This is a genomic window from Halalkalibacter flavus, from assembly GCF_036663575.1.
Classification (GTDB): Bacteria; Bacillota; Bacilli; order Bacillales; family Bacillaceae_D; genus Halalkalibacter; species Halalkalibacter flavus.
Window position 1 is genome coordinate 24935 of record NZ_JAWRVK010000045.1, and the last position, 10146, is coordinate 35080.

A 10146-nucleotide genomic window follows, 5' to 3' on the forward strand; every position below is an offset into this window, starting at 1 on the left:
TTAGTCTGATTTAGTTGGAATTCACAACTAGGTCAGACTTTATTATTGTCAATGATCATCATATGAATTCTATGAAACTATAGGTGTATCATTGTTTAGGAGGGCGCGTATGAATCACCGTTCGGTTTACCGTTTAATGGCTTATCTCTTTTTTGCTCACTCAACGATTACAATTATTAATGGCTATATCCCAGTATTCTTTAAATCGCAAGGGCTTACAGGTTCACAGGTTGGTTTACTAATGGCAATAGGCCCATGTGCAACGATTATTGCACAACCTATGTGGGGATATTTAAGTGATAAGTATAAGAGTATTAAGAAGATGATATTAATTGCCTTAATTGGGCTAAGTGTAACTGCGATTACGTTTATGTTTGTGAACACGTATGCAGGATATTTAGTCATGATGTTTATCTTGTTTTTCTTTGTATCACCAACTACTGCATTGGGTGATTCCCTTGCTCAAAAGACATCGGTTCAGAAAAAAGTTAGCTTTGGACGAATTCGGTTATGGGGGTCGTTAGGATTTGCGATTACTTCGCTTGTTGTTGGCTATGTGTTAACATGGATAGGTGTCGAAAAAATAATGTTACCAATGTTATTCATGGCTTTAACTGCATTAGCTGTAGCTTTCTCTATTAAAGATGTGCCAGGAACAAATAAACCTGTAACCGTATTAGATGCTGTAAAATTAACAACAAATCCTTCGCTCTTTTTGTTCTTGCTATTAGCATTTTTCATCTCTGTGTCACATCGAGCGAACGACATTTATCTTGGACTTTATATAGTAGAACTTGGCGGACCTGAAGCTATGATTGGCTGGGCATGGTTTGTCGGTGTCACAGCTGAAGCACTAATATTTGCTACAACTGCTTATTGGTATAGAAAATGGTCTCCATTAACGTTTGTCATTCTTGCAGGTGTTCTTTACGGTACACGTTGGATATTGATGGCATTCGTTGAAAACCCATGGTGGATTCTCCCAATCCAATTGTCCCATGGATTAACGTTTGCCGTATTTTATATTGCTGCGTTTCAAATCATAAATAAATTAATACCAGAACATTTGCTAGCAACAGGTCATGTCCTCTTTATTACCGTTATCTTTGGACTTGCGGGAATTATTGGTTCTTTGTTTGGAGGTTTCGTTATTGAAGCCACTTCAATAACGACACTTTATTTAATTGGTGCAGGGAGTGCTTTTATTGGTTCGTTCGGTCTTGTTATTTTTCAAAAAAAAGCAAGTTCCAATCATTCAAAAGAGGTGTCTTTTTAATAAGACACCTCATAATAAAAAATGAAAGGATGAGTTAGTTTGAATATTATTCTAACGGAACGCGCAATTGATTTTTTTAATAATACGGATGTTCATGAAAAAGCCATTCGTGTTAGAGCCTATGATACGTTTGAGTGAAGTACGATGGTTGCGTACGACCTCACTCTGGATGAGTCGAGGCTTACTGATTCACAAAAGGAGATAGAAGGATTCACTTTTGTATACGATGACAAAACAATTGAAGAAATTGGAGCATTTGTAAAAATCGATTACGTCCCTTCGCAAGGACTTAAAATGATTAATGCTAATCAAACGCTAGCTTATGCTTTGCAACTAAAAACGTTGTAACTCATTTCTTAGCAAAGAGGCTTCCAATTGTCTTGACTATAGGTGAAGCTTGATGAACTGTTTTGACAACTTGGTCAACGGTGCTTACCGTTTTGCCCATATCAAAGTTCCCGCTTTCATTCGTAAATGCTGATTTGAAGAAAGACGGCTTATTTGGTTTATAGCCAGGGTGTTTGCCCATTCCCATACCAGGTGGAAACGGTGGTCTCGGTCGGCCCGGACCTTGCTGCATTGGTTGTATAAATCCATTCATCTGATGTGGTGGATGGTGATGAAATGGCTGTTGGCCAAACGGAGAGAATGGCTGTTGATATTGTGATGGATTGTGAAATTGTGGTGGCCTTTGCCCCATTGGACGCTGATGATTTTGATTAGGTTGAAACATTCCTAATCAACCTCCTTATTCAATTGGTATTTGTTTACGTTTGTTAGGAATAATGATTTGTAATAGACCATTTTTATAAGTGGCTTTAACCTCTTGTTCATTAATGAAAAAAGGCACAGGAATGACTCGCTGTCTCGTTTGTGTTTGGTTGACTCGCTCTGTTATTCCACTTTTATCATCAGTATATTCAGAGCGTTCGTCCTGTGTGACCTGAATTCTGACTGCTTGGCGGTAAATATCTAGGTTAATTTGACTTTTGCTAACACCAGGAAGTTCAGCTTCAATGATTAAAGAATCATTCGATTCGAAAACAGTGGTAGGTATAGGTGGTAAAAATAACGGATTATCATTAATGTGCTGCATCGTATTTTGAAAAAAGCCATCTATAGTCTTTAAAATATCTTGGTAGTTTTGAGGAAGCTTTTTTGACCAAGGTTGTTGATCTGACATCTTTTGTCACCCCTTCTTAAGCAATTATTAGTATATATATATGAGAGAAAAAAGTAATGGTGCAGGCAGAATAATTAAAGGAGGGATTACATGAGAATAAGAATTATTGATACTCATTGTGACGCGTTGTTAAAATTGTGGGAGCGTCCAGAGCGCAATTACTTGACTGATGTTGATATTGATGCAAATGTCGAAAGGCTAAAAGCAGGCAATGTCCATGTTCAACTATATGCTATATTTGTTGAGCCGTTTATTAAACAAGATCAGAAGTTCCAGGTTGTAATGGAGCAAATAGAAATCTTTTATGAAAAGGTTTTGAAATCTAGTTCTAGTATACGTCATATCAAAGAATGGTCAGATTTATTCTCATTAAAAGAAGATGAAATTGGAGCAATCTTGACACTCGAAGGTGTAGATGCAATTGGTGACGACTTAACAAAGCTTTCTATCCTATATCAATTAGGTGTTCTATCAGTAGGATTAACATGGAATCAAGCGAATCTTTGTGCTGATGGTGTAGGTGAACCTCGTGGAGCAGGTCTCTCTACTTTGGGGAAAGAACTTGTATGTTTGAATAATGCAAACAAAGTGCTGACCGATGTTTCTCATTTAAGTATTAATGGCTTTTGGGATGTGATGGATTTAGCAAAATATCCGGTTGCCTCTCATTCTAATGCTCGTTATATTTGTGATCATCCAAGAAATTTATATGATGAACAAATTCAAGCACTCGTACATAAACAAGGATACATTGGTCTCGTGTTTTGTCCAGAATTTGTAACTAGCAATGAACATGCAACAATTAAGGACCTTTTGCTGCATGTAGATCATATGTGCAGTCTGGGTGCAGAAAATTATATTGGGTTTGGCTCTGATTTTGACGGAATTAGTAACAAAGTAATCGAATTAGAGCATAGCGGGGTATATGGAAACTTAATAGAGGAATTAATAAAACATTATTCGGCTTCTCAAGTTCAAAAATTTGTAAGAGGTAACTTTGAGCAATTAATAACTCGAATTGTATGATTTTCTTACAAGCTTTTAGTATACTTAATCTTAAGTAGAAATGAGGTGAAACAAAGGTGAAAATTACAGATCGAGCAAAGGATTTTCTTGTAGAAACAATGAATGAACATGGATTAAATACAGTTCGTGTTGTTTTTGCTGGCATGGGTTGAGGAGGCCCTAAATTAGGGCTGGCTCTGGATGAACCAGCAGAATCGGATCAACAAGAAGTGATCAATGGAATAAATGTAGCTTTTGAAAAAGACATAGTACAACAAGTAGCAGACTTGACTCTTGACTATCAAGAATCAGAAAGTGGAGCTGGTCTTGTTATGCTTGGCGGCGGCCAAGATTGTTGTTAATGATGGGAGAGGTGCCGCACGGGCCCTCTTCTTTTAGTGCACATACAGTTCGTTTTTTAGGTCGGTCTTTAGGTATAGTTTTTTTACATAGTTTTTCAAATAACATGGTGATGTAATAGACGGACCTTGTTCTAACAAGTGTGAATGTGCTTATCTATTTCATAAGTTCTCATAATTGCCTTCGATTTTGTTGATGACAATAGGTAATTAGAAGTGCTCACACTGAAATTGAATTATTTTTATGTTACAATAACCAAAGGTTTTCGAGATGAGGAAGGAGTTTGATTGAATTGAAAAAATTTGTAAGAGGAATTGGTATTTGTGCACTAGCATTTGGACTAGCTGCCTGTGGAGGAGATGAGGAAGCTGCACCAGAGGAGCCAGTTGCTTCTGAAGAGCCAGCTGAAGGCGAACAAGAAATGGATTCATTTATTGATACATCGGACATCCCTGATGTAATTGCAATTGTAAATGGGGAAGAGGTAGACAGAGAGATTTATGTCTCTACGTTAGAGCAAGAAGCGATGCAACTTGCTATGCAAGGAATTGATGTTGACAGTGAGGAAGGCGCTGCCTATTTAGACCAAGTGAAAGATCAAGTGCTAGATAGAATTATTAACTCTATTCTAGTTACTCATGCTGCAAATGAGGAAGGAATTGAAGCAACAGAAGAAGAAATTGACATGGGTGTAACAGACTTGATGGCACAGTTTGGACTTGAATCTGAGGAACAGCTCCAAGAACTATTAGAAGCACAGGGTGTCGATATGGAAGAGCTTCGTTCTGATGTTGCTGAAAACGTAAAGAGCAATAAGTACGTAGAGCAAAAGGTTGCAGAAATTGAAGTTTCTGAAGAAGAGATTCAAGCCTTCTATGATGAAGCTATTGCAGCTATGCCGGAAACAGAAGAAGCAGAACTTCCAAGTTTAGATGAGGTGCGTGGAGAAATTGAACAACAGTTGCAAATGGAAAAGCTTCTTTCTAATTTAAGAGAAGAAAGTGACGTAACTGTTAACGTGTAGACCCCAAAACAAAAGACTCGAATGAAGCAGCCGATTTTAATTGGCTATCGTTCGAGTCTTTTTCTTATTGTAAGGATTTCATACTAAATTTATCTTGCGACAAGACGGTTCTTCTTATAAACTATAGGTAATTAGTCTTGGTTCTCGTAGGAGAAGTGGGTATATGGGGGTTGTATTCAATGATTCATAATAATAAGCAAGGTATTTTATTAGAAAGTGGTACAAATGAGTTGGAGATAGTTATGTTCCAAATAGGAAGAATACCCAAATTAGTAAGCCGGAAATTGTTTAGCTCGTAGAAAGATTAGATGAATTAGTGGAACGTAATTAGAAATAAGGGAAACCGTCTCAGGAAGCCAAGAACAGAAATGGCAAAGGCCGTTCGCAACTCTTCCTAAGAGTACGGGGTTTTTAAAAGATGCAGCGACTCTGCACATTGCTACGGGGCTAGCCCCCTTGTTTTTTTTGTAAGGATTTCTCCAACTGCTTTCTCTGTTCTTCTGTAAGCAGACCCATTTTATTAAACAAATGAGCATAATACAATGTGCGTTTCGTTATACTCATTTTCATTCCTCCTTTTATTATATATTATGCACACTTATAAAAAAGTTGACAGAGAGAAACTTTTTTTTATGAAGGTAAATAGCTAAAGAGGTCTTTCGTAGACAAGGCATGAAATATATTGATATGATGTGTAAGAAGAAGTATGGTGTGTAAATAGGGAGTGACGTAAATGAATATTCAAATTACAAAACCGGCATTGCAATGGTTTAAAGAAGAGCTTAATTTAAAAGGTGAAGGGGAATATGTACGGTTTTTTGCAAGGTATGGAGGGTGTGGGTCCATTCAAAGTGGGTTTTCATTAGGGATCAATCAAGAAACACCTTCTGTCATTGGTGCAAAAGAAGAAGTTGATGGAATCACCTTTTTTATTGAGGAAGAGGATCTTTGGTATTTTAAAGGTCATGATTTGAAGGTGAAATATAGCCGGAAGAATGAAGAGATCGACTTTGTATATGAGGTACAAGAATAAACTCACATATAAAAGAGGATAGCATGTCCATTGATTTTGAAGGTGTCCAAAAGGTCCACATGACCTTTTTGGACACCTTATTGTATATGCATACAATAACTGCTCTAGTAGTTTGACTATATAGTATTGGCTTCATTGTGTTAATGATTATTCTTCGTCCCTATAAATAGAAGGCTTTACCCATACAATTTGCTGGATCCGAACAAAAAATGGGCAATTTTTCACATCAATGACAACATGGTCTGCCTTTACATCAGCCACAACTCCGCGAACAAGTCCTTCTGTTGTTTGAATAACGACATTCGTACGTAATAGAGATTGGAACGTTTGAATCATGAAAGGATCTACACCTGCTACCATTTGTGGACGGTTATTCTCTGTAGACTGAGGGGTAACGTTTTGATAATGCATGAAAAATGTCCTCCTTTAACTTTAAAATCCACTGTTATCCTATGCAGGTGCCCGCACATTGTTTAGTCTTCTGCCTAATAATGAAAGATTAAATTGAATCTACCGAATGCAATTCAAAAAGGAAGGAAAAAGTACAGAAAGGAGCTATATATTGCGAATAGCTTACCTGTGTAGTAGCTGAAGCTAAAGAAAAGAAAAAGCACCAATTGAATAATAAAATTACCAATAATAATAAAAAAGAAGGGGAATAGTATGAGTGAATTAACGTATGAGAAGGCAACATTTGCAGGGGGCTGCTTTTGGTGCATGGTACAACCATTTGATGAATTACCTGGTATCATAAAAGTGGAATCAGGATTTATGGGAGGCCATGTTGACCAACCTACATATGAACAAGTCAAATCTGGACAGAGTGGACACTACGAAGTGGTTCAAATTACATATGATTCGAAACGCTTCTCCTACGAGAAATTGCTATCTCTTTATTGGCCACAAATAGATCCTACTGACCCTGATGGTCAATTTCATGATCGAGGACCGCAATACCGGACGGCTATCTTTTATCATAATCAAAGTCAAAAGGAAAAGGCCATAAATTCAAAAGAAGAAATGGAGAATAGTAAACGTTTTGCAAAACCTATTGTAACAGAGATTTTAGAAGCTTCGACTTTTTATGCTGCAGAAGAGAAGCATCAATATTTTTATAAAAAAAGCCCAAATGAATATAAAGAAGATCGGAGAAAATCAGGTCGTAATGAATTTATCAAATCGCACTGGGAGTAACGCTTCCATAAAAAAATTAACCAGATGCTTACTATCTGGTTAATTTTTTATGACAAACTGAAAACAAGCTTAATTATCACATTCTAAAAAAACTTACGTAAAATATGTAAAAATATATAAAAAATTGTGATAATGTCTTATCGTAAAAACCTTTTTCTGATATAATAAAAGTATAGAAATAGTCTGATTTTTAGGGGGTGACGCTGTGAAAATAGTAATTGAGAAATTAGGCATATGGATGATGGTCGCGTCACTAGGGTTTGTAGTTAGCTCCCTTTTTGTTATCCTTTTTGTTCATTATTGGTCACATACAGAAGCAGGAAAAGTACCTCCAAAAACAGCTGTTTTGCTTCATGCTGTTCATCATAACCTTGTTACACCAGATATGAGAGCACCAAGGTTTCTATCTAGTAGCGGGACACCTAGATTTACGAATGAAATGATCGAGATTCCAGTTACTGATGGAACAACAGTCGAAGGCAAGATGTATCGGCCAATTGAAGAAGGTCCTCATCCTATTATCATGTATTACCACGGTGGCGCCTTTATGGAAGGATACGGGAGTATTCATACCCATGATAATATTGTTCGTGCGCTAGCATCGAGAACGAATAGCATTGTCATTGCTGTAGGTTATCGTGTAGCGCCTAAGTATCCTTTCCCTACAGCTATAGAGGATAGCTACGATGCTCTTGTATGGGCACATCAATATGCAGAAGAACTTGGTGGTGACCCTGCAAACATTGCCGTAGCTGGTGATAGTGCAGGAGGAAACATTGCAACGGTTGTTTCCCTTATGGCAAGAGACCGGAATGGACCTGACATAAAAGCACAAGCTCTTCTCTATCCACTAACCACTTTTCAAGACATTGAATTTGACTCTAGAACGACTTATGATAGTGGATATTACTTGCTTTCTAGAAGTGTGATGCTACGGGCACGTGATACGTATACACCAGATGAGTCTTTATGGATTCATGCTTACACTTCACCGTTAGATGCAGAAGATCTCTACAATTTACCACCTGCTATAGTCATTACGGCAGAATTTGATCCTCTTCGTGATGAAGGGGAAGCTTATGCGAAGCGCCTTGCAGAGCATGGTGTTCCAGTACAAACAATTCGTTATAATGGTGTGATGCACGGATTCATATCTTTCTATGAAGTGATGTATCGTGGCAATCATGGTCTTAATCAAACGTCGAGATTTTTACGAACAGCATTTGAAGAGGAGCCGACATATAAACCGTTTCAACTATATGTTTATGAGGGAACAACAACGAGATCGATGAAGGTGAGAGACCAAGCAGAAGCTTACGCGATAGGAAGCTTTCTATTAGGAAAGCAAGCGTTATCAATATTTGATTAAAGTAATAGGAGCCACAAGTTGGCTCCTATTGTTGTTGTTGTGCTCTTTTTACAAACATTCTTTCTTCCTCAATCAAACCACAGGTCGCACATTGAACCCGTAATTCAGGACCGCGGTAAGTCATGTGCAATGGTCCTGCATTATTGTTATCATATTGTTCAATAATATCGCCACTCTTTGCGTCCATTTTTACAGGTGTCGCAACTTGTTGAATTAAATTAAAGCGCGAACGATTTGTTTTGCAGTTTGGGCATAAATATGGATTAGTCATAACTTTCCCTCCTTTACGGTTAGTCTTTCCAAATAACTAAGTGAAAGGAGAGGTAAGTTTAGGAAACAAAGTAAAAGGGGTTATGCCAAAAGCAAAAGAAATGATTTTGGCATAACCCAATACTGGCTTTTAATACAGCCCATACTTTTCGTTATTTATTTAATATACGTAAGTCAATTCCGTGTGGATCACCGGTTAATTCAATAAGGTCAATTTTTGTTTTTGTTTCAACATCAATAATGGAAACCCCAGGTGTCTCACCGGCCATATCATGTGTTCCTGTAGCTGGCTCAGGTCCACGGAGTGTTACATAAAATAATAAACCATCAGGAGAGAATGTTACTAAATCTGGAGCATCTCCAACAAAGTTGACTGTATCAACTACTTCAAATGTCTCAACATCAATTATTGCAGCGTCGTCAGTGATTCGATTAACCATCCAAAGGTGTTTTCCGTCTTTGGTAATACGAACTCCATGAGCGTCAATTCCGCCAGTTTCTCCAGTGAATATTAATTCATCCGTTTCTGTGTCAAAAACATAGTATTCAGCAAGTTCTGTTGAACCGGAGTTAGCGAACATATACTTACCATCGGGTGAAAGGATTGTTCCACAACCATGAGCTCCTACTTGCGATTTGCCAAACGATTGAATAACGTCTAACTCATCAACATCAACTACGACTAATCCGCCGCCGCCAAGAGTAACATAAGCTTTCTTACCATCAGCTGTGAATGCCAAGCAAATTGGATTCTGATTAGGAAACTCCTCTTCATTCTGTAGAGCTTCAACAGCACTTAAATCTAATTCTCTTTCTACTACAAATTCTTCATTTTCTTTATCTACTGAGATATCTGAAAGTGAGCGAGCTGGTACATTTGCTACCAAGACACGTTCTCCATCAGGGCTAGGAATTGCAGCATGAGCTCCTTCACCAGTTTCAAGAGTAGTTAGGACTTCACGGTCTTCTGCTCGAATAACAGAAACAGTTCCTGATCCCATATTTGCTACATAGGCATAATCGCCTTCATCATCGAATACCAACATATGCGGTTTATCACCAACATCATTAAAATCGATTGTTTCAATGATTTCATGGGTAGCACTATCAATTATATGTATTTCGTTTGTTCCTTGGTCTGCTACCCAAACTTCATAAGTAGAAGAAGTTGCTTCTTCAGTAACTTCTTCTTCGTCACCGTTCGAATCAACTTCTGTACCCTCAGTTGATTCTTCCGTTGCAGTTTCTTCAGGCTGTTCATCAGTTGAAGAAGCCTCACCACATGCTGTAACAATGAGCAGGATCATTGCTAGCATAAAGCAGAATAAAACTTTGTTCTTATTCATAATATCCCCCCTCGTATTATATCTTTAAGAGCTCTCATTTAGAGATTTCCAGTTGATCCGGATTAACAAGAACCCTTTAAATGAAT

13 protein-coding genes are annotated in these 10146 nt (G+C 37.7%); 8 read left to right on the top strand and 5 right to left on the bottom strand.

All coding sequences use genetic code 11. The features are described from left to right. Nucleotides 1–109 precede the first annotated feature (109 nt). A complete protein-coding gene (locus tag SAY88_RS20975; RefSeq protein WP_332634091.1) occupies nt 110–1276 on the top strand; it encodes an MFS transporter in 1167 nt (388 codons plus the stop codon). A 144-nt stretch (nt 1277–1420) separates the two neighbouring features. Further along, the gene (locus SAY88_RS20980; protein ID WP_332634092.1) at nt 1421–1624 is read left to right on the top strand and encodes a hypothetical protein; all 204 of its coding nucleotides are present in this window, start codon (nt 1421–1423) and stop codon (nt 1622–1624) included. A 1-nt stretch (nt 1625) separates the two neighbouring features. Here the strand turns inward: SAY88_RS20980 and SAY88_RS20985 are convergent, their stop codons facing one another. Both SAY88_RS20985 and SAY88_RS20990 read right to left on the bottom strand, forming a co-directional pair. Then, nucleotides 1626–2009 carry a YppG family protein gene (locus SAY88_RS20985; RefSeq protein WP_332634093.1) on the bottom strand — a complete coding sequence of 128 codons (384 nt, stop codon included), beginning with the start codon at nt 2007–2009 and terminating at the stop codon, nt 1626–1628. Nucleotides 2010–2024: 15 nt separating this feature from the next. Beyond that, a complete protein-coding gene (locus SAY88_RS20990) occupies nt 2025–2459 on the bottom strand; it encodes an Hsp20/alpha crystallin family protein (protein ID WP_332634094.1) in 435 nt (144 codons plus the stop codon). Between the two features lie 90 nt (nt 2460–2549). On the opposite strand from SAY88_RS20990, the gene SAY88_RS20995 reads away from it, so the two are divergent. The 4 genes from SAY88_RS20995 to SAY88_RS21010 all read left to right on the top strand — a co-directional run bounded on the left by SAY88_RS20995 (nt 2550) and on the right by SAY88_RS21010 (nt 5881). Next, nucleotides 2550–3485 (top strand): dipeptidase, encoded by a 936-nt coding sequence (locus tag SAY88_RS20995; protein ID WP_332634096.1) that lies wholly within the window; start codon nt 2550–2552, stop codon nt 3483–3485. A 56-nt stretch (nt 3486–3541) separates the two neighbouring features. Further along, nucleotides 3542–3826 (top strand): iron-sulfur cluster assembly accessory protein, encoded by a 285-nt coding sequence (locus SAY88_RS25820; RefSeq protein ID WP_431308901.1) that lies wholly within the window; start codon nt 3542–3544, stop codon nt 3824–3826. 290 nt (nt 3827–4116) lie between these two features. Further along, nucleotides 4117–4848, top strand: a complete 732-nt coding sequence (locus tag SAY88_RS21005; protein WP_332634099.1) for a SurA N-terminal domain-containing protein — start codon at nt 4117–4119, stop codon at nt 4846–4848. A 733-nt stretch (nt 4849–5581) separates the two neighbouring features. Continuing rightward, nucleotides 5582–5881: a HesB/YadR/YfhF family protein gene (locus tag SAY88_RS21010; protein WP_250096312.1), complete on the top strand. Its 300-nt coding sequence runs from the start codon at nt 5582–5584 to the stop codon at nt 5879–5881. A gap of 147 nt (nt 5882–6028) precedes the next feature. Here the strand turns inward: SAY88_RS21010 and SAY88_RS21015 are convergent, their stop codons facing one another. Continuing rightward, nucleotides 6029–6292: a YuzF family protein gene (locus SAY88_RS21015; protein WP_332634102.1), complete on the bottom strand. Its 264-nt coding sequence runs from the start codon at nt 6290–6292 to the stop codon at nt 6029–6031. A 252-nt stretch (nt 6293–6544) separates the two neighbouring features. Between SAY88_RS21015 and msrA the strand changes: the two genes are divergently transcribed. Both msrA and SAY88_RS21025 read left to right on the top strand, forming a co-directional pair. Continuing rightward, a complete protein-coding gene (gene msrA / locus SAY88_RS21020) occupies nt 6545–7075 on the top strand; it encodes a peptide-methionine (S)-S-oxide reductase MsrA (RefSeq protein ID WP_332634104.1) in 531 nt (176 codons plus the stop codon). Between the two features lie 205 nt (nt 7076–7280). After that, entirely contained in the window at nt 7281–8444 is a 1164-nt protein-coding gene (locus SAY88_RS21025; RefSeq protein WP_332634105.1) for an alpha/beta hydrolase, read from the top strand. A 25-nt stretch (nt 8445–8469) separates the two neighbouring features. On the opposite strand, the gene SAY88_RS21030 is transcribed toward SAY88_RS21025, so the two are convergent. Beyond that, the gene (locus SAY88_RS21030; RefSeq protein WP_332634106.1) at nt 8470–8715 is read right to left on the bottom strand and encodes a DNA alkylation repair protein; all 246 of its coding nucleotides are present in this window, start codon (nt 8713–8715) and stop codon (nt 8470–8472) included. A gap of 151 nt (nt 8716–8866) precedes the next feature. Further along, nucleotides 8867–10060: a YncE family protein gene (locus SAY88_RS21035; RefSeq protein WP_332634107.1), complete on the bottom strand. Its 1194-nt coding sequence runs from the start codon at nt 10058–10060 to the stop codon at nt 8867–8869. Nucleotides 10061–10146 lie beyond the last annotated feature (86 nt).

Coding starts and splice junctions, on each gene's coding strand:
- SAY88_RS20975 (WP_332634091.1), top strand. CDS start 110: ATGAATCACCGTTCGGTTTACCGTTTAATGGCTTATCTCTTTTTTGCT.
- SAY88_RS20980 (WP_332634092.1), top strand. CDS start 1,421: ATGGTTGCGTACGACCTCACTCTGGATGAGTCGAGGCTTACTGATTCA.
- SAY88_RS20985 (WP_332634093.1), bottom strand. CDS start 2,009: ATGTTTCAACCTAATCAAAATCATCAGCGTCCAATGGGGCAAAGGCCA.
- SAY88_RS20990 (WP_332634094.1), bottom strand. CDS start 2,459: ATGTCAGATCAACAACCTTGGTCAAAAAAGCTTCCTCAAAACTACCAA.
- SAY88_RS20995 (WP_332634096.1), top strand. CDS start 2,550: ATGAGAATAAGAATTATTGATACTCATTGTGACGCGTTGTTAAAATTG.
- SAY88_RS21010 (WP_250096312.1), top strand. CDS start 5,582: ATGAATATTCAAATTACAAAACCGGCATTGCAATGGTTTAAAGAAGAG.
- SAY88_RS21015 (WP_332634102.1), bottom strand. CDS start 6,292: ATGCATTATCAAAACGTTACCCCTCAGTCTACAGAGAATAACCGTCCA.
- msrA (WP_332634104.1), top strand. CDS start 6,545: ATGAGTGAATTAACGTATGAGAAGGCAACATTTGCAGGGGGCTGCTTT.
- SAY88_RS21030 (WP_332634106.1), bottom strand. CDS start 8,715: ATGACTAATCCATATTTATGCCCAAACTGCAAAACAAATCGTTCGCGC.
- SAY88_RS21035 (WP_332634107.1), bottom strand. CDS start 10,060: ATGAATAAGAACAAAGTTTTATTCTGCTTTATGCTAGCAATGATCCTG.